General features: G+C 72.1%; 27 protein-coding genes. 17 read left to right on the top strand and 10 right to left on the bottom strand.

Translation table 11 applies throughout. The features are described from left to right. Positions 1 to 50: 50 nt before the first annotated feature. Genes HNR19_RS19320 through HNR19_RS19300 form a run of 5 tightly spaced genes read left to right on the top strand, consistent with a single transcriptional unit; the run spans position 51 to position 5,722 of the window. Positions 51 to 857, top strand: a complete 807-nt coding sequence (locus HNR19_RS19320; RefSeq protein ID WP_179669425.1) for an esterase/lipase family protein — start codon at positions 51 to 53, stop codon at positions 855 to 857. Further along, positions 854 to 1,654: a lysophospholipid acyltransferase family protein gene (locus tag HNR19_RS19315; RefSeq protein ID WP_179669424.1), complete on the top strand. Its 801-nt coding sequence runs from the start codon at positions 854 to 856 to the stop codon at positions 1,652 to 1,654. Before HNR19_RS19320 ends, HNR19_RS19315 begins: the two co-directional genes overlap by 4 nt. Next, positions 1,651 to 3,291: an AMP-binding protein gene (locus HNR19_RS19310; RefSeq protein ID WP_179669423.1), complete on the top strand. Its 1,641-nt coding sequence runs from the start codon at positions 1,651 to 1,653 to the stop codon at positions 3,289 to 3,291. The genes HNR19_RS19315 and HNR19_RS19310 overlap by 4 nt, the downstream gene beginning before the upstream one ends. Further along, positions 3,288 to 4,754: a wax ester/triacylglycerol synthase family O-acyltransferase gene (locus HNR19_RS19305; protein ID WP_179669422.1), complete on the top strand. Its 1,467-nt coding sequence runs from the start codon at positions 3,288 to 3,290 to the stop codon at positions 4,752 to 4,754. The genes HNR19_RS19310 and HNR19_RS19305 overlap by 4 nt, the downstream gene beginning before the upstream one ends. Beyond that, entirely contained in the window at positions 4,751 to 5,722 is a 972-nt protein-coding gene (locus tag HNR19_RS19300; protein ID WP_179669421.1) for an alpha/beta fold hydrolase, read from the top strand. The genes HNR19_RS19305 and HNR19_RS19300 overlap by 4 nt, the downstream gene beginning before the upstream one ends. A 67-nt stretch (positions 5,723 to 5,789) precedes the next feature. Here the strand turns inward: HNR19_RS19300 and HNR19_RS19295 are convergent, their stop codons facing one another. From HNR19_RS19295 to HNR19_RS19275, 5 genes are all read right to left on the bottom strand, one after another. Beyond that, a complete protein-coding gene (locus HNR19_RS19295) occupies positions 5,790 to 5,957 on the bottom strand; it encodes a hypothetical protein (RefSeq protein WP_179669420.1) in 168 nt (55 codons plus the stop codon). A 333-nt stretch (positions 5,958 to 6,290) separates the two neighbouring features. Continuing rightward, positions 6,291 to 6,626 (bottom strand): GIY-YIG nuclease family protein, encoded by a 336-nt coding sequence (locus HNR19_RS19290; RefSeq protein ID WP_179669419.1) that lies wholly within the window; start codon positions 6,624 to 6,626, stop codon positions 6,291 to 6,293. 12 nt (positions 6,627 to 6,638) lie between these two features. Continuing rightward, complete coding sequence (locus HNR19_RS19285; RefSeq protein WP_179669418.1) at positions 6,639 to 7,070, bottom strand: hypothetical protein; 432 nt, start codon at positions 7,068 to 7,070, stop codon at positions 6,639 to 6,641. A gap of 408 nt (positions 7,071 to 7,478) precedes the next feature. Continuing rightward, on the bottom strand, positions 7,479 to 7,760 hold the full coding sequence (locus tag HNR19_RS19280) for a hypothetical protein (protein ID WP_179669417.1): 282 nt from the start codon (positions 7,758 to 7,760) through the stop codon (positions 7,479 to 7,481). A gap of 4 nt (positions 7,761 to 7,764) precedes the next feature. Further along, positions 7,765 to 8,979, bottom strand: a complete 1,215-nt coding sequence (locus tag HNR19_RS19275) for a flavin monoamine oxidase family protein (protein ID WP_281366484.1) — start codon at positions 8,977 to 8,979, stop codon at positions 7,765 to 7,767. 76 nt (positions 8,980 to 9,055) lie between these two features. Here HNR19_RS19275 and HNR19_RS19270 point away from each other — a divergent pair, with 76 nt between their 5' ends. The 4 genes from HNR19_RS19270 to HNR19_RS19255 are packed head-to-tail and all read left to right on the top strand — an operon-like array spanning position 9,056 to position 11,940. Continuing rightward, entirely contained in the window at positions 9,056 to 9,850 is a 795-nt protein-coding gene (locus HNR19_RS19270) for a prolipoprotein diacylglyceryl transferase (protein WP_179669415.1), read from the top strand. After that, positions 9,847 to 11,412: a radical SAM protein gene (locus tag HNR19_RS19265; protein WP_218910319.1), complete on the top strand. Its 1,566-nt coding sequence runs from the start codon at positions 9,847 to 9,849 to the stop codon at positions 11,410 to 11,412. Before HNR19_RS19270 ends, HNR19_RS19265 begins: the two co-directional genes overlap by 4 nt. Continuing rightward, on the top strand, positions 11,409 to 11,573 hold the full coding sequence (locus tag HNR19_RS19260) for a hypothetical protein (protein ID WP_179669414.1): 165 nt from the start codon (positions 11,409 to 11,411) through the stop codon (positions 11,571 to 11,573). Before HNR19_RS19265 ends, HNR19_RS19260 begins: the two co-directional genes overlap by 4 nt. A 10-nt stretch (positions 11,574 to 11,583) precedes the next feature. Continuing rightward, positions 11,584 to 11,940, top strand: coding sequence for a hypothetical protein (locus HNR19_RS19255; protein ID WP_179669413.1), 357 nt, complete (start codon positions 11,584 to 11,586; stop codon positions 11,938 to 11,940). A gap of 10 nt (positions 11,941 to 11,950) precedes the next feature. Here HNR19_RS19255 and HNR19_RS19250 read toward each other — a convergent pair whose 3' ends face one another. Together HNR19_RS19250 and icmF are read right to left on the bottom strand one after the other, a co-directional pair. Then, complete coding sequence (locus HNR19_RS19250; protein WP_179669412.1) at positions 11,951 to 12,694, bottom strand: helical backbone metal receptor; 744 nt, start codon at positions 12,692 to 12,694, stop codon at positions 11,951 to 11,953. A gap of 30 nt (positions 12,695 to 12,724) precedes the next feature. Next, positions 12,725 to 15,922 (bottom strand): fused isobutyryl-CoA mutase/GTPase IcmF, encoded by a 3,198-nt coding sequence (gene icmF, locus HNR19_RS19245; RefSeq protein ID WP_179669411.1) that lies wholly within the window; start codon positions 15,920 to 15,922, stop codon positions 12,725 to 12,727. Between the two features lie 122 nt (positions 15,923 to 16,044). Between icmF and HNR19_RS19240 the strand changes: the two genes are divergently transcribed. Beyond that, positions 16,045 to 16,545 (top strand): MarR family winged helix-turn-helix transcriptional regulator, encoded by a 501-nt coding sequence (locus HNR19_RS19240; protein WP_179669410.1) that lies wholly within the window; start codon positions 16,045 to 16,047, stop codon positions 16,543 to 16,545. Here HNR19_RS19240 and HNR19_RS19235 read toward each other — a convergent pair. The 3 genes from HNR19_RS19235 to HNR19_RS19225 form a co-directional block, all read right to left on the bottom strand. Then, the gene (locus tag HNR19_RS19235) at positions 16,535 to 17,149 is read right to left on the bottom strand and encodes a low molecular weight protein-tyrosine-phosphatase (protein WP_246303550.1); all 615 of its coding nucleotides are present in this window, start codon (positions 17,147 to 17,149) and stop codon (positions 16,535 to 16,537) included. The two genes, HNR19_RS19240 and HNR19_RS19235, sit on opposite strands and share 11 nt — an antisense overlap. Positions 17,150 to 17,222: 73 nt before the next feature. Next, entirely contained in the window at positions 17,223 to 17,609 is a 387-nt protein-coding gene (locus HNR19_RS19230; protein ID WP_343047347.1) for a phage holin family protein, read from the bottom strand. Positions 17,610 to 17,631: 22 nt separating this feature from the next. Continuing rightward, positions 17,632 to 18,324, bottom strand: coding sequence for a GntR family transcriptional regulator (locus HNR19_RS19225; protein ID WP_179669409.1), 693 nt, complete (start codon positions 18,322 to 18,324; stop codon positions 17,632 to 17,634). 91 nt (positions 18,325 to 18,415) lie between these two features. Here HNR19_RS19225 and HNR19_RS19220 point away from each other — a divergent pair, with 91 nt between their 5' ends. From HNR19_RS19220 to HNR19_RS19190, 7 genes are all read left to right on the top strand, one after another. Further along, positions 18,416 to 19,342 (top strand): dimethylarginine dimethylaminohydrolase family protein, encoded by a 927-nt coding sequence (locus tag HNR19_RS19220; RefSeq protein WP_179669408.1) that lies wholly within the window; start codon positions 18,416 to 18,418, stop codon positions 19,340 to 19,342. 9 nt (positions 19,343 to 19,351) lie between these two features. Next, a complete protein-coding gene (locus HNR19_RS19215; RefSeq protein WP_179669407.1) occupies positions 19,352 to 20,422 on the top strand; it encodes a histidinol-phosphate transaminase in 1,071 nt (356 codons plus the stop codon). Between the two features lie 69 nt (positions 20,423 to 20,491). Further along, on the top strand, positions 20,492 to 21,055 hold the full coding sequence (locus HNR19_RS19210) for a hypothetical protein (protein WP_179669406.1): 564 nt from the start codon (positions 20,492 to 20,494) through the stop codon (positions 21,053 to 21,055). A 4-nt stretch (positions 21,056 to 21,059) separates the two neighbouring features. After that, a complete protein-coding gene (locus HNR19_RS19205) occupies positions 21,060 to 21,848 on the top strand; it encodes a hypothetical protein (protein WP_179669405.1) in 789 nt (262 codons plus the stop codon). A gap of 82 nt (positions 21,849 to 21,930) precedes the next feature. Next, a complete protein-coding gene (locus HNR19_RS19200) occupies positions 21,931 to 22,857 on the top strand; it encodes an Rv0361 family membrane protein (RefSeq protein ID WP_218910838.1) in 927 nt (308 codons plus the stop codon). Positions 22,858 to 22,870: 13 nt separating this feature from the next. Further along, the gene (locus HNR19_RS19195; RefSeq protein ID WP_179669403.1) at positions 22,871 to 23,743 is read left to right on the top strand and encodes a hypothetical protein; all 873 of its coding nucleotides are present in this window, start codon (positions 22,871 to 22,873) and stop codon (positions 23,741 to 23,743) included. A gap of 73 nt (positions 23,744 to 23,816) precedes the next feature. Next, complete coding sequence (locus tag HNR19_RS19190; RefSeq protein WP_179669402.1) at positions 23,817 to 24,677, top strand: hypothetical protein; 861 nt, start codon at positions 23,817 to 23,819, stop codon at positions 24,675 to 24,677. Positions 24,678 to 24,691 lie beyond the last annotated feature (14 nt).

The following is a 24,691-nucleotide window of genomic DNA, read 5'->3' as shown; positions in this document are numbered from 1 at the left end:
GCACGTTCCGCATACTCGATGAAAAGTAGAACGTGTTCTAGGAGTGATCGGTGTACGACTTCGAGGCGGAGCGCGCTGCGGCCGACGGCCGCACGAGCGCGGCCACGGGCGGCCCCGCGCGCGCCCTGATGTACCTGGAGCTCCCGCGCTGGCTCGGCGAGTACGCCGCGTCGCGGACCCTCGACCTGGTCACGCCGGCCCGCGACGTGGGCCACGGCCGCCCGGTCCTGGTGGTCCCCGGGTTCTCGGCCAACGACGCGATGACCGGCCGGCTGCGTGGCCACCTGCGCCGGCACGGGTTCCGCGTCCACGGATGGAAGCTCGGCCGCAACCACGGGCTCACCGATCGCCTGGTCGACGGCCTGTCCCAGCGGTTCTCCGAGCTCGTCGAGGACTACGACGAGCCGGTCAGCATCGTCGGCTGGAGCTTCGGCGGCCTGCTCGCCCGCTGGCTCGCGCACGAGCACGCGGCCGACGTACGCCAGATCGTGTGCCTCGGCTCCCCGTGGCGCGCCGAGGGCGAGCGCACCCGCGCCACCGCGATGTTCGAGCGCTCCCGTGAGCGCTATGGGATCTCCGACCGGGCGCAGGAGATCGTCGACATCGCCCGCCGTCCGGTGCCCGTGCCGACGACTGCGGTCTGGTCCAAGACCGACGGCATCGTGCCCTGGCACGGTTGCCGGGTCGACGACGCCACCGACCCCGCGCCGGCCGAGAACATCGAGGTGCTCAGCTCCCACGTCGGCATGGTCGCCAGCCCGCTGGTGCTCGCCGCGGTGGTCGACCGGCTCGCGCAGGACCCGGCCGACTGGCACCCGTTCAGCTGGCGCGCTCTCGTCCCCGGGCTGACCTCATGAGCGCTCTCGCCGACCGCGACCCGTCGTACGTCGCCGCCGTCCTGCCCCTGCTCAGGCTCGCGATGCGCGGCTACTTCCGCTCCGAGGTGCGCGACATGGAGCGCGTGCCGGAGGGTGGCGCGCTGATGGTCGGCAACCACTCCGGCGGCTTCCTGGCGATGGACGTGCCGATCATCGCGGTGGCGTTCGCGGAGACCTTCGGCCCGGACCGCCCGCTCTACTGCCTCGCGCACGACATGCTCTTCACCGGCGTCGCCGGGCCGTTCATGCGGAAGTTCGGCTTCGTCAGCGCCGACCGGGAGAGCGCCCACGAGGTGCTCAGCTCGGGCGCCGTCACGATCGTGTTCCCGGGCGGCGACTACGACGCCTACCGGCCGACGCTGACGGCCAACAAGATCGACTTCGACGGGCGCACGGGCTACGTGCGCACCGCGCTCCGCGCCGGGGTGCCGATCGTTCCGGTCGTCTCGATCGGCGGCCAGGAGGCCCAGTTCCACCTGACCCGTGGCCGGTGGATCGGGCGGCACTCGCCCCTGAAGAAGCTGATGCGCAGCGACCTCTTCCCGCTGACGTTCGGGTTTCCGTTCGGGCTGACGCCCGCCGGCCTCAACGTGCCGCTGCCGACGAAGATCGTGACCCAGGTGCTCGATGCGGTCGACCCGGCCGAGGTGGCCTCGGACCTCGGGACCGACGCGGAGCCGGAGGTCGTCGCCGCGGTCGACGCCCTGGTCCGCGCGCGCATGCAGGAAGCCCTCGACGAGCTGGCGCGCCAGCGGAAGCTGCCGGTGCTCGGATGAACGCCGTGCTCGCGACGATCGGCACCGTCCGCCGACAGCTGTGGGCGTTCCGGCTGCTGGTGAGCAGCGGGATGCTCACCCTGATGCGCCCCGACAAGTACGTCGGCATGATGCGCGTGCTGCGCCGCTACGGCACCAGCGCCACGACCGGATTCGCACTCGCTGCCGTGCGGCGGCCCGACGGCACCGCCATCGTCGACGAGCGCGGGACCATCACCTGGGCGGAGCTCCAGGACACCTCGGCGGCTCTTGCCGTCGGGCTGGCCGACCTCCCTGGACGCCCCGTCACCTCGGTCGCAGTGCTGGCGCGCAACCACCGCGGCCTGGTGCAGGCGCTGATCGCGAGCGCGCGGCTCGGCGTACCGACGCTCCTGCTCAACACCGGGTTCTCCGGTCCGCAGCTCGCCGACGTGATGGAGCGCGAGGGTGCGGACCTGATCATCTACGACGAGGAGTTCGCCGGGCTCCTGGGTGACGTGCGGGCGCGGGTCGACGGCCTGCGCGAGGTCGTCGCGTGGACCGACACCGACGTCCCCGGGGCCGCGACCGTCGACGGCCTCATCGCGCAGTACGGCGGCCAGCACCCGCCCCCGCCGGCCGGACCGGGCCGGGTCGTGCTGCTGACCTCCGGCACGACGGGCACGCCGAAGGGCGCCCGCCGCAGCGGCGGCGGCGCCGACGAGCTGGCCGCGATGCTGGAGCGCATCCCGTGGCGCGCGGAGGAGACCGTGGTCGTGGCCGCTCCGATCTTCCATGCCTGGGGCTTCGGCCAGGCCGTGGTCGCGGCGACGATGACGTGCACGATCGTGATGCGCCGGAGGTTCGATCCCGAGGCGACACTGCGCCTCGTCGAGGAGCACTCCGCGAGCGGACTCGCGGTCGTGCCCGTCATGCTGGACCGGATCGTCGACCTGCCGCCGGAGACGCTTGACCGCCACCGGCTCCCCAGCCTGAGGTTCGTGACCGCGAGCGGCTCGCGGATGCGGCCGGACGCGGTGATCGCGTTCATGGACCGGTTCGGGGACGTGGTCCACAACAGCTACAACGCCACCGAGGCGGGACAGATCAGCGTCGCGCTGCCCTCCGACCTGCGGGTGGCTCCGGACACAGCCGGCCGGCCGGTCGTCGGCACCGAGGTGCGGCTGTTCGACGACAACGGGCGCCCGGTCCCCGTGGGAGAGGTCGGCCGGATCGCGGTCCGCGGGGCGTCGCCGTTCGAGGGCTACACCCACGGCGGCGACAAGGAGCAGGTCGAGGGCTACATGGTCTCCGGTGACGTCGGCCGGTTCGACCCTGAGGGCCGGCTCTACGTGGTCGGTCGGGACGACGACATGATCGTCTCGGGCGGGGAGAACGTCTATCCGGTCGAGGTCGAGAAGACGATCGGAGCGCTGCCCGAGGTCCGCGAGGTCGCGGTCGTGGGCGTGGACGACGACCAGTTCGGGCAGCGGCTGGCCGCGTACGTCGTACCGGCTCCTGGCGCCGGCCTGGAGGCCGACGCGGTGCGCAGCCACGTCAAGGAGCAGCTCGCCGGCTACAAGGTGCCGCGGGACGTGGTATTCCTTGAGGAGCTGCCGCGCAACGCGGCGGGGAAGGTCGTCGCCCGCGATCTGCCGACGGCGGGAAGCGCCTCATGACGCACACGCGGATGACCGGCGCCGACGCCAGCTTCCTCTACCTCGAGACGCCATCGGTGCACATGCACACGCTCAAGATCGCCGTGGTCGAGCCCAACGCCGACATGACGTTCGACAACCTCGTCGCGGGCACCCTCGCGCGGCTGCGGCAGATGCCGGCGCTGCGCCGGCGCGTCGTGCCGGTGCCGTTCCACCTCAACCACCCGGTCGTGGTCACGCAACGGCGCATCGAGCCGACCCGTCACTTCTTCCGCCACCACCTCGGCGGCGCCGCCACCTGGCGTGACGTCGAGGAGGCGATCGGCCGGATCGCCGGCCAGCAGCTGGCACGCGACGTGCCGCTGTGGCAGATCCACCTGCTGGAGGGCCTCGCGGACGGCAGCACGGTCATCGTCGGCAAGATCCACCACTCGCTCGCCGACGGCAACGCCGCCAACGCGATGCTCGGCAACCTCACCGACATCCGCACCGCCGACGGGTTCGAGACGCCATGGCGCGACCCGGCCGACGCGACCCCGCTGCCGTCGAGGGCACGGCTCGCGCTGGAGGCGCTCCGCGACGCGGTGCTCCAGGTCGGCCTCCTGCCGCGGCTGCTCGCGGCGACCGCGCGCGGCGTGGTGGGGATGCTCCGCTACCGACGGCGTACCGACACCGGCGTGCCCGTGCCGGTCGCCCACGCACCGAGGGTCTCCTTCAACGGGCCGCTCACGCCGCTTCGCTCGTTCGCCACGGTGACGCTGCCGCTCGCCGACCTGAAGGCGGTCCGCAAGGAGCACGGGGTCACCCTCAACGACGTCGTCCTCGGCGTCGTCTCCGGCGCGCTGCGTCGCTGGATGGCGGAGCACGGCGAGCGGCCCGCGATGTCGCTGACCGCCGGCGTACCGGTCGGGCTCGACCACGGCGGCAGCGGGCCCCGGCTGGTGGGCAACGCCGTGTCCAACCTGTTCACCACCCTCGCCACCGACGTCGACGACCCCGCCGAACGGTTGCGACGGATCTCCCGCACCGCCGCGCACGCCAAGGAGATCAACAAGCGGCTCGGCAGCACGATGTTGACGGAGTGGAGCCAGTTCACGCCGCCGGCGCCGTTCAGCTACGCGGTGCGGCTCTACAGCAGGTTCCGCGCGGCGCGCCTGCACCCGGCGGCGTTCTCGGCGATCGTGTCCAACGTGCCCGGCCCGCGCGAGCGGATCAGCATCGGCGGCGCGCGTCTCTCCGACATCTTCAGCGTCGGCCCGCTGGTGGACGGCATCGGCCTCAACGTCACGGTCTGGTCGTACGTCGACCGGATGAACTTCTCGCTACTGGCCTGCCCGGATCTCCTGCCCGACGTCGAGGCGCTGGCGGCGTACCTCCCTGCGGCGCTCGACGAGCTCCGTCCGGACCGCGAGGCCGAGAAGCAGCGGTCGTCCGGAGGCGCGGGGGCGTCTGCACGTCCCGAGCAGCGGCGGGAGACGGCATGACCTTTCGCGCCGTCGGCCGGGCAACGGCCCGGGCCGGTCGCGCGGCACTGCGCGCCAGCGGGCCGCTCGTCGTGCGCGGACTTCGCGGACTCACCGACGGCGTGGTCCCCGACGTGGCCGTGCCGCCCGCCGGTCGGGCCGTCGACCTGCCGGGTCGCGGCAGCACCCATGTCGTCGACCTTCCCGGGCCCGGTGCCGATGCGCCGGTCGTGCTGCTGATGCACGGCATCGCGACCACGGGGAGCCTGACCTGGTTCTCCGTGCTCGAGGAGCTGTCGCGCACCTATCGGGTGGTCACGTTCGACCAGCGATGGCACGGCCGGGGGATCCGCTCCGACCGGTTCGCCCTCGACGACTGCGCGGACGACGCGGCCGCGGTGCTCGACGCGCTGGGCATCGAGCGCGCCGTGGTCGTCGGCTACTCCATGGGCGGGGCGAGCGCCCAGGTGATGTGGCACCGTCACCCGCAGCGGGTCGCGGGCCTCGTCCTCTGCTCGACCGCCGCCCGTTGGCAGGGACACCTGGGAGAGCGGGTCTTCTTCCTCGGCCTGCGTGCCGCGAACCTGGGACTGCTCTCCGTGGCGGCGAGCAAGGTGCGCGCCCACGCCGAGATGCTCCCCGAGGACGTCGCCGAGGAGGCCGAACTGCGCGCTTGGTGCATGGCGGAGCTCAAGTCGACCAGTCCGTGGGCGCTTCCCGTCGTCCTCGGCGAGCTGGGCCGGTTCGACTCCGCCGACTGGATCGGCGACGTGTCCGTGCCCACCGGCGTGGTGATCACCGCAAGGGACCGGGCGATCCCGACCGCGCGACAGCGCGAGCTGGCGATGCTGGTCCCCCAGGCGACCGTCCGGGAGGCGCCGGGCGGGCACGCGTCGCTGGTGTTCGACCTCGGCAACTGGAAACCGGTGTTCCTCGAGGTGCTCGGCGAGGTCGCGGACGAGGCGGCGAAGACGGCGGCCGCGGGTTAGCTGAGAGATCAAGCAGCACGATGTCCCCGCCGATGGTGGGGTTCGGCGGGGGTGCGGGGCGTGGTGGCTACTCGTCGGGCGGGTCGGTCGGCTTGGCAGGCCCGGGGCAGGGTTGGGTGTCGAGGGCGTAGGTGCCGCCGGGGGTGACCAGCCACTGTTCGCCGGTGCGGCCGCGCCAGTAGTAGACGCCTGGGGCGAGGACCCGATACGCCCAGCCGGCCCGGTGTGTCTTCAATCGGTGGTGTCCGCGGCAGACCGGGGCGAGATTGCAGGGACACGTGACACCGCCCTTGGCGTTCGGGATGGCGTGGTCGAGGTCGCAGGCCTCGGCGGGACGATTGCAGTGCGGGTAGATGCAGGTCTGGTCGCGCAGCAGGACCTGTCGGGCTTGGCGTTCGGCGATCTCATAAGCGTCGGTGGGTTCGTAGCCGGCGACGTCGAGGACGGGCCGGACGATGATGGTCCCCGCGGTCTCGCACCATTCGCGGATCTGCTCCGCGGTGACCGGGGGTTGCCGGTGGTTGAGGTGCGAGGCCGCCCGCGGCCGAGCCTCGAAACCTCCGGCGCCTCAGCGGGCTGGCGGGTGGGGGAGGTCGGCCTCGGCCTCGCGGCGTTGTACAGCGGAGCGGCGGGAGAGGGCTGGGAGCTGGTGCCACTCGTTGTTGATCAGGGCTTGTCGTTTGCGACGGTTCCAGCCCTGGATCTGTTTCTCGAACGCGTAAGCATCGTCGATGCGGTCGAACCAGCCGCCGCTCCACACCAACACCACCGGGCGTCGCGATCGCGTGTAGGCCGCGCCGAGGTCGTCGTCGTGGTTGTGCTGCCATATCCGTGCGTCGAGGTCGACGGTGCTGCCGGCGTAGTAGGTGCGGTCAGCGCACTCGAGCAGATAGGCCCAGGGCATCGACCTGTGGCCTCAGTGGGGGCCGGAGGTTTCGAGGCTCGGCCGCGGGCGGCCTCGCACCTCAACCACCGGCCCGTCGGCGAACCGAGCCTGGTCCACGAACCCCACGGCGTCGCGGACTGAGTCGATGCCGCGGGCGAGGATGGCGCCGAGCTCGAGGACGGCGAAGTCGGAGATCAACGGTGCGCCCTCACCCGCCAACGGGAGCCCGGTGTCCAGGCCGCGTTCGGTGAGGGTGGAGGCGTCCTCCGGGACGGCGACGGTGTGTTCGAGGGCCCATTCGGCGATCATCTTGACCTCGCCGAGCATCCGTTCGTTGATGCCGGCGCGGTTGTCCTTGATGTCTCGAAGGAGCTGGTCGGCGCGGGAGATCGGGGTCTCGGTCAACGGCACGTCGACCGTGCCGGCCGCGGGTGCGGCCGGGAGGTCGAAGAGGGGTGCCATCCCGAGATCCATACGAGAATTCAAGCACTCGGTTCCGACATCGCGAAACGTCGGAAACCCGCCTGTGGACAGGGAATTCTCGATCACTGCCTGTGGACGGGAAGTGGGTCTCGATACGCCCGCGCGCTAGCGCGCACGGGCTACACGACCACCCTGAACACGGCTCCTCGACCACCCTGGATCGGTGGTTTCGAGGCTCGGCCGTGGCCGGCCTCGCACCTCAACCACCGACCGCCGTGTCCCTCATAACCGCAACCACAGAACGACGACCGCAGACGGCCTGGAACCGTCGCAGTAGGGCAACCAAGCACCGCGACCGAAGCGGCGAGCGACCACGTAAATCTGAAATCGACCAGAAGGGTCTCGTGACGCCCGTGGACGGCCTATTCGACGCCCTGGGCCCCGCGATCAGGCGCCGTCGAAGCCGTTCAGCAGCAGGAAGAACACGACCACGCCGACGACGAGGCCGAGCACCCCGAGGCCGACGCCGATGAGGGCGCGCTTCCCGGCCGGCATGTCCGGCTCGAGGACGGGCACCGCGAGCACCGCGCCGATGACGCAGCTGACGACCAGCGCGACGGGGATGATCAGGTTCTCTCCCGTGTCAGAACCGTCAAGGAACAGGGCGCTGAGCGGGAGCGTGAACGCGCCCAGCACGATCATCAGCAGGGCGAGGACGAGGATGCGCATTCCGTCAGGGTGGACCATCTCCGGCGGCAAGGAGGTGAAATGTTCGGAAGCCGCTGGCCAGTGCACCATCCATCGTCCCGGAGGCCGGGCCGGCGGTGTACTCCCCGGCGAGCAGCAGCGGGCCGACCGGCTGGCCGAGGGTGTCGTTCGCGGCCGGGTGGCGACCGGTCATCACGTAGGAGTAACCGCCGCGGCACCACGGGTCCTCGTGCCAGTCCGTGAGCAGCGCGTCGTGCGTGCGCAGCTCGAGCTCGGGACGGAGCTCGGCGAGCGCCCGGGTCCAGGTGTGCGGGCCGGCGCCGACCGCCAGTCCGTTGCGCGCGTCGTCGCCACCCGCGAAGCAGGACACCGCCGCCACGCCGTCGTCGCCGGCCGGGTCGAGGGAGTTCCACGCCCACCACGCCGCGTGCGGGTGCTGTACGCCGTCCGGCCGGCCGGTCGAGGTGGTCGGCACGGACAGCTTGCTCGCGCTGCCGGTCAGCACGCCCCTCAGCCCGGCCCGCCACAGGTCGGGGAACCCGGGCTCCCACTCGATCTCGTCCAGCAGCGCCAGTGGTACGGCGACCACCACCTTGTCGGCCACCAGCTCCTCGCCCGACGCGGTCGTCACCGCGGCGCCGTCGTCCGTCGCGCTGACGGCGACCACCGGCGTCCGCAGCCGCACCCGGTCGCCGAGGGCCCCGGCCATGAGGGTGCAGATGCGCTGGTTGCCGCCGACCACCCGCGCCGCGCCGTCGATCCGCGCCGCCTCGGCGCGGGCGACGTGGAACCGGGCGGATGCGCGTGAGGGGTCTCCGGCGGTCGACGTCGCGATCCGCAGGAAGGCGGGGTTCGCGGCGTACTCGTCCCCCAACGCGCGCTCGAACGCGTCCGCGAGCGAGCAGTCCTCGGGCGGGATCTCGGCGCTGACCCGGGTCAGCGTCTCCTCCAGCTGCGCCAGGGTCGGTACGGCGCCGCCGACCCGCCGGCGGTGGAACCTCACGCCGTGCGGCGCCAGCGGCAGCCCGAGCACGGCGCACACGCGACGGATCGTGTGCTGGTCGGCGTCGATCCACTCGCCGCCGCGCTCGACGACGACGCCGTTCGGGAGGGTGGTCGACCAGGTGCGCCCGCCGACACGGTCGCGGGCCTCGAGCACGACCACGTCGTGGCCGGTCTGGCTCAGCATCCACGCACACGACAACCCCGACAGGCCGGCACCGACGACCGCGACGCGCATGTGCCCAGCATTGCGCACGCACGTCGGGTACGCATGCTCCTGCCGCGAGCGTCCTCGGCGTGCCACGATGTCGCGCATGCCCGACCTGCCGCTGGAGCGGCTCGGCCCCGTGCCCGCCCACGAGCTGTTCGTGGGACTGGGCGTGCTGGTGGCCGCGGCGGTGTTCGTCGTCGAGGCGCGGCGCCGCGAACAGACCGACGAGCGACTCGTCTACGTCGTGGCCGGCGCGCTCGTGGGCGGCGCGCTCTTCATGCGGCTCGGCACCTGGCTCCAGCACGTCGACCTGCGGGAGAACGCGACACTCGCGGAGCAGTGGGCCTACGGCAACCGCTCGGTCCTCGGGGGCATCGTCGGCGCCTGGCTCGGCGTCCACGTCGCCAAGCGGCTCGCCGGCTACCGCCTCCGCACCGGCGACCTGTTCGCACCCGCCGTCGCCCTGGGCATGGCGGTCGGCCGGATCGGCTGCTTCCTCACCGAGCTGCCCGGCACGCCCACCGACCTGCCGTGGGCCGTCCACGCCGACGGCGTCGCCCGGCACCCGTCGTTCCTCTACGAGATCGCCTTCCACCTCGCCGCCTTCGCGGCGATCTGGTGGTGGCTGCGCCACCGCGAGCTGCCACCCGGCACCACGTTCGTCTGGTACGTCGCCGCGTACGGGACGTTCCGGTACCTCGTCGAATTCGTGCGCGGCAACGAGGTGGTGTGGGCGGGGATGACGCGTCCTCAGCTGTTCCTGCTCTGCACGATCCCGCTGGTGCTGGCTCGGATCGGGTGGCAGTGGCGGCGGGGCGTGTACGGCGCTCCGGTGGTTGAGGTGCGAGGCCGCCCGCGGCCGAGCCTCGAAACCTCCGGAGCTGGAGATCCGTCATGAGCCGGGGGCCCGGGATGCCGCTGCGGGACGCCCGCATCCACCGCTACGTCAACGCTTTCTGCCCGCTCTGCCACGAGGAGCAGCCCGACCGCCCGCTCGCGGAGGTGCCACGGCTCAGCGGCTGGCTGACCGTGCGCGACGACAAGGTCTGGCTCGAGCGCGGGTGCGCGACCCACGGCATGGTGCGGACGCTGTACGACGAGTCGCCGGAGATCCTGTCCTACCTGGAGCAGTGGACCGCGCCCACCAAGGTCCACACGCCCGACCTGCTCGGCAACTTCGCGCCGGTGCCGGCGGCGTACGCGGACGGGCTGCCCGAGATGCAGACCCAGCACACCTGCATCCTGCTCGAGGACCTGCTCGACCACTGCAACCTCAAGTGCCCGACCTGCTTCGCGGAGTCGTCGCCGGCGCTGGCGAGCGTGGCCCCGCTGGAGGCGGTCCTCGCCAACATCGACGCCCGGCTGTCGCGCGAGAACGGCCGGATCGACGTAATGATGTTGTCGGGTGGCGAGCCGACGCTCTACCCGCATCTTTCCGAGCTGCTCGACGAGGTCGCGGCCCGACCGATCGTGCGGATCCTCATCAACACCAACGGCCTGCTCGTCGCCCGCGACGACGCGCTCCTCGACCTGTTGACGAAGCACCGGGAGCGGCTCGAGGTCTACCTCCAGTACGACGGCGCGTCCGCCGAGGCGTCGACCCACCACCGCGGCGCGGACATCCGCCGGTTCAAGGAGGACGCGATCGCGCGGCTCTCCTCGCGTGGCATCTTCACCACGCTGACGATGACCGCGGCGCTCGGTGTCAACGACGACGAGATCGGGTTCGTGGTGAAGCGCGCGCTGGACACGCCGTACGTCGGCGGTGTGACGATCCAGCCCGTCTTCGAGAGCGGCCGCAGCGGCGGCATCGACCCGGTCGACCGACTGACCCACACCGGCGTGCTCGCGCGGCTCGACGAGCAGACCGCGGGCGTGGTGACCTGGCGCGACCTGACGGCGCTGCCGTGCAGCCACCCGCACTGCTGCTCGGTGGGCTACCTCCTCAAGGACGACGCCGGCAGCTGGCGCTCGCTGGTGTCGCTGATCGGGCACGACCGCCTCAAGCAGTGGCTCGACCTGGAGCCCGACCTGCTGGCCAACCGGATCGCCGACGACACCATCCCCGCCGCGATGCGGGGGGTCGTGCGCGACTCGCTGCTCGACCTGCTGTCGGAGCAGTCGAGCCTCAGCCACCCGTCGATGACGTCGATCTGGAAGGACATCTGCCAGCACTGCGACCTCGGCATCGGGACGCTGGCGACGCTCGCGTCGTCGAGGCTGCCCGGGCAGCACCAGCGGCTGCGCAGGCTGCTGGGGGAGCGCGTGCTGCGCGTGACCGTGAAGCCCTTCATGGACATGAACACGATGATCGAGGAGCGGCTGACGCAGTGCTGCGTGCACGTCGGCAGCGTCAACGCAGAGAGCGGCGCCCACCAGTGCGTGCCGTTCTGTGCCCTCCAGGCCTGGCAGCCGCTGGCCGCGACCCGGCTCTCCACGGCGACCGGCGGTGACGGATGACCGACCCGCGGATCGTCGAGCCCCAGCGCGTCGTACCTCCGACCTCGGACGGTGGCTGCGGCGACCACGTCTTCTGGTGCTGGAAGCGGATCACGGGCACCGTCCTGCTCACGCTGCTGGTGCTCGCGGGCGTCGTCGCCCTTGTGTGGTGGCTGCGATGAAGGAGCGTCCATGAGCCAGTTCCCGGACCCGCCGTACGGCGCGCCGTACCGGCCGCCCGACCAGGGCGTCTCGCCGTGGCTGGGCTACCTGATCGGCTCGCTCGTCGTCGGCCCGATCCTCGCGATCGGCATTCCGTTCCTGTCCTTGGCGGTGTTCGCGTCGACGGCGTACGACGACGACAGCGCGTTCACCGTCGCCGCGATCGTCGGTCTCGTGCTGCCGTTCCTGCTGCCGATCCCGCTGCTGTTCAAGAAGGCCACGCGCCCGTGGGGCGTCGGGATCCTGATCGGCGTCGCCGTCACGCTGATCGTGCTCGGCGGGCTGTGCGCCGGGTTCATCTACCTGCTCAGCCAGGAGAGCTATTAGGGCGCGTCGTCTAGCCCCCGAGCACCTCGTGCGCCTCGACCATCGCGGGGCCGTACCAGGTGAGCAGCCGCCCCGACACGAGCCGCGTGGGAGCGATCGCGAACGCCTCGGGCCCATCGGTCTCGGTGAACACGTAGGGCTCGTCGGGCAGCAGGACCAGGTCGATGTCGGCGCGGTCGAGGTCCCGGAGCTCCACCTTCGGGTAGCGCTCCTCGTGCCCGGCGAAGGCGTTCTCCCAGCCGAGCCGGCGCAGCAGGTCGTTGGCGTAGGTCCGGGGTCCGACGACCATCCACGGGTCGCGCCAGATGGGCACGGCGACGCGGCCGCGCGTCACGGGGAGCGGCCCGTTCCAGCACCGGTCGGCCTCCGCCAGCCACGTCGGGAGCGGCCAGCCGAGCGCGACCTCGTAGAGCCTCGTCAGCGACGCGAGGGCCTGGGGAACGGTCTCGATGTCGGTCACCCAGACCGGCACCCCGGCGTCGCGCAGACGCCGTACGTCGAGCTCGCGGTTCTCCTCGCGGTTGGCGATCACCAGGTCGGGCGCGAGCGCGCGGACGGCCGCGAGGTCGGGGTTCTTCGTCCCGCGCACGCGAGGCACGTCGAGGTCCGCCGGGTGGGTGCACCAGTCGGTCGCGCCCACCAGCGCCTCCCGGCGGTCGGTCGCGATCGCCTCGGTGATCGACGGCACCAATGACACGACCCGCTCGGCCACGGGCGGGCCGTCGTAGGCATGACCAAGGTCGTCGGCTCGCACGTGCCCCACGCTACGCGTCAGGCTGGTGCGTCAGACGTTGCGTCTGTACTGCCCGCCCACCTCGAAGAACGCCTCCGTCACCTGGCCCAGCGTGCACACCCGCGCCGCGTCCATCAGCACCGCGAAGATGTTCTCGCCGCTCGTCGCGGCCTCCTTGAGGCGCGCGATCGCGCGCGGCGCGTCGTGGGCGTGGCGCTCCTGGAAGTCGCGCAGCCGGGTGAGCTGGGACTGCTTCTCGTCCTCGGTGGCGCGGGCGAGCTCGACGTGGTCGGGGGTGCCGTCGTCGCCGCCGGGCTTGCGGAACGTGTTGACGCCGATGATCGGGAGCGAGCCGTCGTGCTTCCTGTGCTCGTAGAGCATCGACTCGTCCTGGATGCGGCCGCGCTGGTAGCCGGTCTCCATCGCGCCCAGCACGCCGCCGCGCTCGGAGATCCGCTCGAACTCGTGGAGCACGGCCTCCTCGACGAGGTCGGTGAGCTGGTCGATGACGTAGGAGCCCTGGAGCGGGTTCTCGTTCATCGCCAGGCCCCACTCGCGGTTGATGATCATCTGGATCGCCATCGCCCGGCGCACGGAGTCCTCGGTGGGCGTAGTCACGGCCTCGTCGAACGCGTTGGTGTGCAGGCTGTTGGCGTTGTCGTAGATCGCGATCAGCGCCTGCAGCGTCGTACGGATGTCGTTGAACGCCATCTCCTGCGCGTGCAGCGAGCGGCCCGAGGTCTGCACGTGGTACTTCAGCTTCTGCGAGCGCTCGCCCGCGCCGTAGCGCTCCTTCATCGCCACGGCCCAGATGCGGCGGGCGACGCGGCCGATCACGGAGTACTCCGGGTCCATGCCGTTGCTGAAGAAGAACGACAGGTTGGGCGCGAAGTCGTCGATGTCCATGCCGCGCGCGAGGTAGGACTCGACGTAGGTGAACCCGTTGGCGAGGGTGAACGCGAGCTGGCTGATGGGGTTCGCCCCGGCCTCGGCGATGTGGTAGCCCGAGATCGACACCGAGTAGAAGTTGCGCACCTGGTGGTCGATGAACCACTCCTGGATGTCGGCCATGCAGCGCAGCGCGAACTCGGTGGAGAACAGGCAGGTGTTCTGGCCCTGGTCCTCCTTGAGGATGTCGGCCTGGACCGTGCCGCGCACCCGGCGCAACGCCTCCTCCGGGTCGATGCCGCGCTCCTTCGCCTGGTCGATGACCGTGTTGAGGAAGAAGGCCAGGACGGTCGGCGCGGGACCGTTGATCGTCATCGACACCGACGTCGTCGGCGCGAGCAGGTCGAACCCGTCGTAGAGCGCCTTCATGTCCTCGAGCGTCGCGACCGAGACGCCGGAGGTGCCGATCTTGCCGTAGATGTCCGGTCGCTCGTCGGGGTCGCGCCCGTAGAGGGTCACCGAGTCGAACGCGGTCGACAGCCGCGTCGCCGACTGGCCCTCGGACAGGAGCTTGAACCGCCGGTTGGTGCGGAACGGGTCGCCCTCGCCGGCGAACATCCGGGCCGGGTCCTCGTCCATCCGCTTGAACGGGAAGACGCCGGCGGTGAACGGGAAGGAGCCGGGCAGGTTCTCGCGTCGCCAGTAGCGCACCAGCTCGCCGTGGTCCTCGTACGCCGGCAGCGCCACCCGCGGGATCCGGGTGCCGGAGAGCGACGTCCGGCCGGCGTCCTCGTCGTACGACGCGACGACGTCGGCCCAGCCGGCCAGCTGCTCGCGCAGCTCGCGCGGGAGGTCGGCCTCGGCCTGGGTCGCGAGCTGACGAACGGTGTCGGAGGTTTCGAGGCTCGGCGCTGGGGCGCCTCGCACCTCAACCACCGACTCGAGCTCCGCCGCGACAGCGGCGAACCGCTGCGACCGCCGGGCCTTGGTGACGAGCGCCTCCGTGGCCGCGTGGTAGTCGCGGACCGTGCTGGCGATCTCGGCGAGGTAGCCGGTGCGCTCCGGCGGCAGCACCTGCTGGATGCGGGTGGACTTCTTGCCGGCGACGGCGGCGAGCCGGCCCTCACTGACGGCGAGGCCGTGCTCGGAGAGCAGTCCGCGGAGGTGCTGGTAGAGCGCGGTGACGCCGTCGTCGTCGAACGTCGCGGCCGACGTGCCGAAGACGGGCATGTCGTCGGGGCCGGAGCCGAACGCCTCGCGGTTGCGGACCAGCTGGCGGCCGACGTCGCGCATCGCGTCCTCGGCACCGCGGCGCTCGAACTTGTTGATCGCGACGGCGTCGGCGAAGTCGAGCATGTCGATCTTCTCCAGCTGCGACGCGGCGCCGAACTCGGGCGTCATCACGTAGAGCGAGACGTCGCAGAACGGCACGATCGCCGCATCGCCCTGGCCGATGCCGGGCGTCTCGACGATCACCAGGTCGAAGCCGGCGGCCTTGACCGTCGCGATCACGTCGTCGAGGTGCTCGGGCACCTCGTGGGCACCACGGGTCGCCAGCGAGCGGAAGAACACCCGGTCGCGGTCCATGCCCTCGGAGTGCAGGTCGAGGCTGTTCATCCGGATCCGGTCGCCGAGCAGCGCGCCGCCGCCCTTGCGCCGCGTGGGGTCGACAGCGACGACCGCGACGCGCAGCTTGTCCTGCTGGTCCACCCGCAGCCGGCGTACGAGCTCGTCGGTGAGCGAGGACTTGCCCGACCCGCCGGTGCCGGTGATGCCGAGCACGGGTACGCCGGAGGCGACCGCTGCGGCGCGCAGGCGCTCGAGCTGGTCGGCGGGGACCGAGCCCGACTCGGCGCCCGAGATCGCGCGGGCGAGCGCCGCGCGGTCGCCCGCGAGCACCTCGTCGGCGGTGACGGCCCGCTGCGCCCAGACGTCGACGTCGCACTCGGCGACGACCGTGTTGACCATGCCGGGCAGGCCGAGCCGCTGGCCGTCCTCGGGGGAGAAGATCTTCACGCCGGACCTGGCGAGCCGGTCGATCTCGTCGTGGACGATCACGCCGCCCCCACCGCCGACGACCTTGACGTGGCCGGCGCCGCGCTCGCGCAGTCGCTCGACGAGGTACTCGAAGTACTCGACGTGGCCGCCCTGGTAGGACGACACGGCGACGCCCTGGACGTCCTCCTCGATCGCGGCCTCGACGATCTCGGCGACCGAGCGGTTGTGCCCGAGGTGGACCACCTCGCAGCCCTGGCTCTGGAAGATCCGCCGCATGATGTTGATCGCGGCGTCGTGCCCGTCGAAGAGGCTCGACGCCGTGACGATGCGGACCGGGTGCTCCGGGCGGTGCAGGGCGGTCATGGTGCTCCCCTCTCGCGCGACGGCGCGATTAGTTGGACGTCCGAGGAAATACTAGGACATCCGATCAAATTCGCTGACATCCGCCCCGCCCGTCTCGACTCGCGCACCTAGACTCAGCGCCCATGACGAGCAGTGCTCCCTTGCCGTTCGACCCCATCGACAGGGCGGGCGAGCTGTGGGCCGAGCGCATCGGCGACGACTCCGCGATGCGCCTGGCCACCTCGATCATGCGCGTGCAGCAGCTGTTGCTCGCCGACTTCGACCGGGTGCTCAAGCCGTTCGGCATCACCTTCGCTCGGTACGAGGTGCTCGTGCTGCTGTCGTTCAGCAGCACCGGACAGCTGGCCCTGAGCAAGATCGGCGAGCGGCTGATGGTCCACCCGACCTCGGTGACCAACGCGATCGACCGGCTCGTCGACGCCGGGCTCGTGCAGCGCACGGTCGACGTGGCGGACCGCCGCCGGGTGCTCGCGTCGCTGACCGACGAGGGGGAGCGGGTGCTCAAGGAGGCCACCGCGGCGCTCAACGGCATCGACTTCGGCCTCGGCGCGCTCGACGAGGCCGAGCGCGAGCAGGCCTACGCGATCCTGCGGACGGTGCGCGCCCGCGACTTCACCGACTGACGGCCTCGGCCAGCCGGTCCACCAGTACGTCGGCGGTGCGCTCCACCATCGCCAGCACCTCCGCGAAGCCCTCGTCGCCGCCGTAGTAGGGATCGGGCACCTCGGCTCCCGGGGTCGCGGGGTCGAACTCGCCGTACAGCCGCACCCGCTCGGAATCAGCGCCCCCCGGGGCGAGCGCCCGCAGGTCGCTGAGGTTCTGCCCGTCCATCGCCAGCAGCACGTCGCAGTCGTCGAGCCAGGAGGCGACGACCTGTTGCGCGCGGTGGGCGCTGCCGTCGTAGCCCGCCGCGTGCAGCGTGGCGGCCGCGCGCCGGTCCATCGGTCCGCCGACGTGCCAGTCGCCGGTGCCGGAGCTGACCACCTCGACCCGGTCGTCGAGGCCGGCGGCGGCGACCCGGTCGGCGAGCACCACGTGGGCCATCGGCGATCGGCAGATGTTGCCCAGGCAGACGAGCGCGATCTTGTAGGAGCCGGGCTCCCGCGGGGGCGGCAGCTGCGGCGTGCCAGCGGTGGCCGCTTCGCGGCCTGCTCCCTCACTCGCGGCCAGCGCTTCGAGCTCGTTCCTCGCTGCCGCTTCGCGGCTTGCTCTCTCGCTCGCGCTCAACGCTTCGAGCTCGTTCCTCGCTCGGCGCCGGCGCTCGCTCGGTCGCCACGGCGCTGCCGCTCGCTCGGTCGCATCACTCGTCGTCTCCCACGCCCACGAGCGCGTCGAGGATCCAGGTCGTGATGCTGATGACCAGCGCGCCGCCGACCGCCGTCCAGAAGCCCTCGACGTGGAAGCCGAGGTCGAACAGGTCGGCCACCCACTCGGTGAAGAAGAGCAGCAGCGCGTTGAGCACCAGCAGGAAGAACCCCAGCGTCACCAGGATGAACGGGATCGACAAGACGGTGAGCACCGGCTTGACCCAGGCGGTGACGGCCCACGAGATCAGCGCGACCACCAACAGCGGGAGGATCTTCTCCTCGAGCTCGCGCTGGCCGCTGTCGGGCCCGTCGAACCAGATGCCGTCGAAGATCTGGGCGGCGAGCGCGACGGCCGCGGCGGTGATGAACAGGCGGGCGATGAGGGCGATCAGGGCAGGTCTCCTAGGTCAGCTCGAGCGCTTCGATGATCTCGTCCTCGGCGTCGTCGATGTGACGGCGGAGGAACTCGTAGGCGCCGTCGTCGCCGTCGATGCGGCCGGCCTCGAGCAGCCGGACCAGGCCCTCGTGGGAGTCGGCCTGGTCGTGGGCGTTGCGGCGGATCCGGTCGACCTGCGCGAGCGCGAGCCGCAGCTCGTCCATCAGCGTCTCGGCCATCTGCACCAGCCGCGGGCTGCCGGTGAGCTCGACGAGCGAGACGTGAAACGCCAGGTGCTTGTCGTTGAGCTCCTCGTAGGACCCGCCCTCACGCACCGCGGAGGTGTAGTCGACCAGCGTCGCCCGCACGCGGTCACGTCGTACGTCGTCCGCGTCCCCCCACGCGCGCACGCCGGCGCCCTCGAGCACCCAGCGTGCGCGGCACACGTCGCGCACCGAGTCGGCCTGGGGTGTGGCCACGCTGACCCCCCGGTGCGGCTCGCGGGTCGCCAGGCCCTCGGCGACGAGCACGGTCAGCGCCTCGCGGACCGTCGGCCGCGAGACGCCGAGCGACTCGGCCAGCGCGATCTCGCGCAGCGGCGTCCCGCTCTCGAGCTCGCCCTCGAAGACCGCCCGCCGCAGCTCGGCCGCCACCCGCTCGACGGTCGAGGCGTGCTCGACGCTGAGCCCGGTGAAGTCGGGCGTCGTCGTGGGGGTCATGGCCTTCATTGTGCCCCGTCTTGCTCAGGACAGACGCATGCCTCATACTCCGGTTTGTCAGATTGTCAGACAAGAACGATGGGGAGGGCCGATGGACGCGCGCACGCTCGAGTGGGGCCGGCACTACGCGATGGTCGAGCCCTCGCAATTCCGGATCGACTATGCGATCAACCCGTTCATGGACACCGCCGTGCAGCCCGACCCCGCCCGCGCCGCCGCGCAGTGGGAGGAGCTGGTCGCGACCCTGCGCGGGCTCGGCGCCGACGTCGACGTGATCCCGGCCCGGCCGGACTCGCCCGACATGGTCTACGCGATGAACCTCGGCTTCGCCGTGCGCCGCCCGGAGTGGTCGGTCGACCGCACCGTCGTGCTCTCGCACATGCGCTACCCGCAGCGCCGCCACGAGACGCTGTCCGCGCTCCAGTGGTTCGAGTCGCACGGGCACGGCGCGTCGTACATCGGGCGCGACGGCGTCGGGGCCCACTTCGAGGCGGGTGACGCGTTCCCGTGGCGCGGCGAGCTCGTCGTCGGCTACGGGCCGCGCACCGAGGAGCTCGCGCTCAAGCATCTCGCGACCGACCTCGGCGTCGTGGTGCGCGGGCTGCGGATCACCCACCCCGGGATGTATCACCTCGACCTGGCGTTCTGCCCGCTCGACGAGACCCGCGCCCTCGTGTGCCCGGCCGCCCTCGACCCGGCCTCGGCCGAGGAGCTGCTCGCGCTCGTGCCCGAGCCGATCGTCATCACCGAGGAGGAGGCGCTGTCGACGTTCTGCGCCAACTCCGTCGTCGTCGGCCGCACGATCGTGATGCCGGCGTGCCCCGACCGGGTGCGCGGCCTCCTGGAGGCCGCCGGCTTCACCGTCGTGCTGGTCGACGTCTCCGAGTTCCACCTCGGCGGCGGCTCCGTGCGCTGCCTGACCAACCCGCTCGACATCACGCTCGGCCGCGACCTCGAGCAGGTCCCCGGCGGTCGCGTCGTCCTCCCGCCCGTGGAGGACCCGGCGCCGGCTGCATAGGCTCCCACCATGGGTCCCCAGCCGTTGCCGCAGGTCGCGGCGCTGCCGCCGTACGTCCCCGGCAAGCCGCCGACGCCCCGACCGGGCCTGCGGACCTACAAGATCAGCTCCAACGAGAACCCCTACCCGCCGCTGCCCGGGGTGCTCGAGACCGCGCAGGCCGCGGCCGCGGAGATGAACCGCTACCCCGACATGGGGTGCTCGGAGCTGTACGGCGAGCTGTCGTCGCGACTCGGCGTCGCCGAGGACGAGCTCGCCGCGGGCGCCGGCTCGGTCGCGCTGATCTTCCACTTGCTGGCCGCATTCAGTGGCCCGGGCGACGAGGTCGTCCACGCCTGGCGGTCGTTCGAGGCCTACCCGATCGCCGTCGCGGCGGCCGGGGCGACCGGCATCGAGGTGCCGCTCGCGCCGGGCGCCCGGCACGACCTCGAGGCGATGGCGGCCGCGATTACCGAGCGCACCAAGGTCGTGCTGCTGTGCACGCCCAACAACCCCACCGGTGCGGCGCTCAGCCACGCCGAGGTCGCGGCGTTCGTCGAGCGGGTGCCCTCCGACGTGCTTCTCGTCGTCGACGAGGCCTACCGCGAGTTCGTGCGGATGGACGACCCCGTCGACGGCCTCGCCCTCCGCCGGGCGCACGACAACGTGGTGCTGCTGCGCACCTTCTCCAAGGCCTACGGCCTGGCCGGCCTCCGCGTCGGGTACGCCGTCGCCCACCCCGTCGTCGCGGCAGCGGTGCGCGCGATCGCGATCCCGTTCGGGGTCTCGACGATCGCCCAGGCCGCGGCCATCGCGTCGCTCCAGGCCGAGGACATGCTGCTGGAGCGGGTCGAGGGGATCGTCGCCGAGCGGGAGCGGCTGGTGCAAGGGGCCGCTGCCGCCGGCTGGACCATCCCCGACCCGCAGGGCAACTTCGTGTGGCTCGAGCCCGCCGACCTGCCGGGCTTCCTGGCCGCCGGCGAGGAGGAGGGCCTCTCGCTGCGCCCCTTCGCCGACGAGGGCATCCGGGTGACCGTCGCCGAGTCGGAGGCCACCAACCGGCTGCTCGCCCTGCTCGAGCGGATCCCGCCGCCCGCCTGACGGCGTCGTCGTGCCGCCGCTACCCTGCTCGCAGCCACATCGACGACGGCCACCCGATCGGAGACGCAGATGAGCTACCCGCCGCCTCCCCCGCCCAGCGGTCCGCCGCAGGGTCCCGGTCCCCAGGGCTGGCCGCAGCAGTCGCCGCCGCCGTACCAGCCGCAGCCCGAGCCGACGATCTCGTTCAACGCCCCGGGCGAGCCGCCCCCGCCGGGCGGCCCCTGGACGCCCGGTCCGGTGCCGCCGCCGTCGGGCGGTGGCGGGGGCAAGGGCCTGCTGATCGCGCTGGTCGTGGTCGGCGTCATCGCGCTGATCGCGATCGTCGCGGGCGGGGCGTTCCTCCTGATGGGCGACGACGACGAGGACGACGGCGGCAGCGACGACACCGCGTCGGAGACGACCGACGCGCCGACCGACGACGCCAGCGAGCCGACCGACGAGTCGACCGCGGGCGAACCGACCGACATGCCCTCGGTGCCGACGGACATGCCGACCGAGTTCTCGGACCTCCCGAGCGACCTCTTCTCCGACCTCCCCACCGAGTTCAGCGACTTCCCGACCGACCCGGAGGAGCTGGAGGAGTACTTCGAGACGTTCCTCGACGATCTCTCCGACCTGACCGAGGCGCCGTAGGGCGTTGTCGCAGCAGTCCACGCCCCGGGTGCCGCGGGCGGTCCTGATCGCGCTCGCGGTCGTCGGTGCGCTCGTCGTCGTCGTGCTCGGCGCGGTCGGCCTGACGATGCTGCGGTCCGACGAGCCGGGGCCGGACCGACCGATCACGGAGGTCACCCCCGACGTGCCCGACCCGGCGGACGCCGTCGACGACCTCCTCGACGCGGCGGCCGACGACGACTGCGGCGCGGCGAAGGACGTCGCCTCGCCCCTCCTCGTCGATGCCGGCGTCTGCACCTCGCGGCCGTGGCGGCTGGTCGCGAGGCAGGAGGCCACGCCGTACGTCGGCTCCGCCGTCCTCCGCGGCGGACAGGCCACCGTCGAGGCGGCGCTCGTCGTGGACGTGCCCGACTCGCCGCGCGAGCGCACGTCCCACCTGACCTTCCGGCTGTACCTGGACGAGGGGGAGTGGCTGATCGGGTCCTACCGTGACGGCGTCCTCGCGGCCGCCCCGCCGGCCGCGGTGCTCGACAGCTTCTTCCGCGCGGTCTTCGACGGTCAGTGCGACCTCGCGACGACCTACGCCACCGAGGCCTACCTCGACGCGCAGGGGGAGTGCATGGCCACCGCGTTCGACCCCGAGGACCTCGCGAAGGTCACCTACGAGTTCGGCGAGCCCCGGATCACCGGCGAAGGTCGCGAGCGGCGGGCCGTCGTACCGGTGACCCTCACCAACGGCGACGACGTCAGCGCGGGCGACTGGGAGCTCGCCGTGCGGCAGGGCGAGTGGCGGGTGGACCGGCTCCCCGGCTGAGCCTCGGTGCTGAGCCGTCGCCGGCCGTTGGGTCGCGCGTGCGATGATGCGCGCGCCCGGACAAGACACTGAGGAGCCCTCCATGAGCAACATCCCCGCCGGTTGGTACGACGACGGCCAGGGCGGCCAGCGCTGGTGGGACGGCACCCAGTGGACCGAGCACACCCAGCCCGGCCCGGCGGCGCCCGCCGCGCCCGAGTCGCCGGCTCGGCCGACGGCGCCGCAGTCGCCGGCCGCTGACATGCCGACGCAGATCGCGCCCAACCGCGCCGCCGACCTCGGCGGCGGATCGCCGCAGCAGTCGCCCTACGGCGGGACGCCGTCGCAGCCGGCGTACGGCGGAGGCGCGGCGCCCGCCCAGCCGGCACAGCTGGCGCAGTCGCCGTACGGCGCACCTGCGCAGCAGCCCCCGGCCCAGCAGCCCTACGGCGCCCCGGCAGGTGGCTACGGGCCTCCGGCCGGCGGCGGCTACGGCGCCCCGCAGTACGGCGCCCCGCCGTCCTCCGGCGGCGGCAACAAGAAGCTGCTGCTGCTGATCGGCGGCGGCCTCGCTGCGGTGGTGCTCGTCGTCATCTTCATCGCCGTGCTCCTCGCCGTCCTCGGCGGCGGCGGCCCGAAGGGTGTCGCGGAGGACTATCTCGAGGCCTCGGCCGACGGCGACATCCAGAAGGTCTGCGAGCTCTCGTCGGCGAGCAGCCAGAAGGCGATCTTCGACGAGAGCGGTGTCGACAGCTGCGGCGACGTCGAGGACGCCTTCAACGAGCAGGCCGCGGAGGGCCAGTCCATCGACGAGTTCTACGAGGACATCGAGGTGGACTACGAGGTGGGAGAGGCGAAGGAGGACGGCGACAAGGCGACCGTCGACTACACCTTCTCCATGGAGTACACCGGAGACGAGGAAGGCGCCGCCGAGTTCATCAACCAGGACGACGCCAAGGGCGAGCTGACCCTCGTCAAGGAGGACGGCGACTGGAAGGTCGACGAGGACACCGGCGGGATGATCAACTGACCGCAGGCCCCGCATGAGATCGGCGACCGCCGGACTGCTCGTCCTCGTTGCGACGCTGCTCACGCCCCTGGGCGTCACGGCGTGGTGGCTGGGGTCGACGGTGGACGACACCGACGCCTACGTCGACACGGTCGCACCGCTCGCCGACGACCCGGAGCTGCGCGACCGGCTCGCGGAGGCGGTCGGCGACGCCGTGTCCTCGTCGCTCGACGAGGACCTGCCGCTCGGGCTGCCCGCCGGCTTCGACGGCATGATCGACGAGGCAGCGCGGCAGGTGACGGCCAACGAGGAGTTCCCGAGGTTCTGGCGCGACGCCAACCGCGCCACCCACCGGGAGTTCCTCGCGATCGTCGAGGACGACGCGCCCGCCGACGGCTGGCTGCTGGTCGACCTCGGCCCGCTCATGCTGGCCGTCTACGCGGAGCTCGAGGCCGACGGCGTGCCGGTCGCGATGCTGCCCGACCCGCGCCTGGTGGTCCCGGTCGCGCCCGAGTCCGAGCTCGCCGAGCACCGCGACGCCTATCAGCTGCTCGACGCCGTCTCCGGCTGGCTCCCCGTCCTCTGGGCGGCGCTGGTCCTGCTGGCGGCCGCCGTCGCGCGCGGCCTCCGCGGACGGCTCGTCACCCTCGGCCTGGCGGCGCTCGGCCTCGCCCTCGGTGCGGTCCTCGTCCGGCTCGCCGCCGGCCCGGTCTCTGACGTGGCGCTCGAGAGCGTCGACCCCGGGCGGCGCGGGCTCGCCGACCTGATCGCCGAGGTCATGGTCGACCGGCTCGAGTCCACCTCGGTCCTGGTCGCCGCCGTGGCTGCAGTTGCCGGCCTGGTCCTCGTCATCGGTGCCGCGCTCGCCGGCCGCCGCCGCGCGGCGCCGTACCCCGCCGCCTACTGACTCCCTCATCCCTGCGGACGGTCTTGCGCCATTACGGGTTTGCGGGGGCCCGCGCGGGCCTAACCTCCCAGCCATGAGCAACCAGTTCCCGCCGCCGGGCCAGCCCGGAGAGCAGCCGCCGACGCAGATCGCAGGCGGCACCCCGCAGGCCCCGCAGCCGGGACAGCCGCAGCCGGGCTACCCGCAGCAGCCGCCGCAGCAGGGCTACCCCCAGCCGCCGGCGCAGCCGCCGTACCCCGGTCAGCCCGCCCAGCCCGGTCAGCCGTACGGCGCCGCGCCGGGCGGGGGCTACCCGCCGCCCCCGGGCGGGCCCGGTGGCTATCCCGCGCCGCCGACCGGCGGCGGTGGCGGCAAGAAGGGCCTGCTCATCGGCGGCATCATCGTCGTGGTGCTGCTGCTCGTCGGTGTCGGCGTCGGCGGGTTCTTCCTGCTGAGCGGCGACGACGAGGACGACACGAAGGCGACCGACGACACCTCGCAGAGCGCGGAGCCGACCGAGGACGAGAGCTCCGAGCCCACCGACGTCGAGACCACGCCGACGGAGACCACGCCGACCGAGACGACGCCGACCGAGCCGGAGACCTCGCCCACCGAGACCACACCGACCGCGCCGACCGAGGACCCGAAGATCACCGCGCAGGCCTACCTCGACTCACTCGTCACGGGCAACTGCCTGGCCGTGGAGGGCCTGTCGACGCCCGAGTGGTTCAAGAGCGAGTACCGCACCCAGCAGGGCTGCCAGAAGAAGGCCGGCGACGCCGAGATGTCCGGCGCTCAGTACAAGTGGGACCCGCCGACCGACAACGGCGACGGGTCGAAGACGATGCTCGCCGCGGTCACCGCGCCCGACGGCACGAAGTTCACCGCGAGCTGGAACCTGGTCGCCTCGCCCGACGGCACCACCTGGCTGGTCGACTTCTTCTTCCTGATCTGACGAGCGAGCGTCTG

The organism is Nocardioides thalensis, from assembly GCF_013410655.1.
Classification (GTDB): domain Bacteria; phylum Actinomycetota; class Actinomycetes; order Propionibacteriales; family Nocardioidaceae; genus Nocardioides; species Nocardioides thalensis.
Note: the sequence above shows the minus strand (reverse complement) of the source record. Positions and strands in the feature narration are given on the sequence as shown.